This window comes from Verminephrobacter aporrectodeae subsp. tuberculatae At4 (assembly GCF_000193225.1).
Taxonomy (GTDB): domain Bacteria; phylum Pseudomonadota; class Gammaproteobacteria; order Burkholderiales; family Burkholderiaceae_C; genus Acidovorax; species Acidovorax aporrectodeae.
In genome coordinates this window covers 1-301 of record NZ_AFAL01000889.1, presented here as the reverse complement: position 1 = coordinate 301, position 301 = coordinate 1, and the positions used below count along the sequence as shown (strand labels likewise).

General features: G+C 57.1%; 1 protein-coding gene. It reads left to right on the top strand.

Annotated elements, in window-relative coordinates; genetic code table 11:
* Positions 1-131, top strand: a 131-nt coding sequence (locus VTU_RS35485; RefSeq protein WP_138928005.1) for an IS4 family transposase, incomplete at its 5' end; no start/stop codon positions are given.
* Between the last annotated feature and the right edge of the window lie 170 nt (positions 132-301).

Below are 301 nucleotides of genomic sequence, written 5' to 3'. Positions count from 1 at the left end.
GCTTTCTTGCGCGAAAGTGCGATGGTGAGCCCGGAGTCAAGACCATCTGGCTGGGAATGCAACGCATTCTTGACTTTGCTGCTGGCATCAGGTTCTGTCGCGAGCTTCAGGTTCAGGGGACTTGTGTATAACGAAATGGGATGAACCGCAGCGCGATTCTAGCTTACTGGGATATGCGCTCTGGCCGGAACGTGCGCGGCGTCCACACACAGCTGGCCTGCATTCTAGCTTACTGGGATATGCGCTCTGGCCGGAACAAATGGCCCCCATGGGGGCCCCCCCCAATTCTAGCTTACTGGGA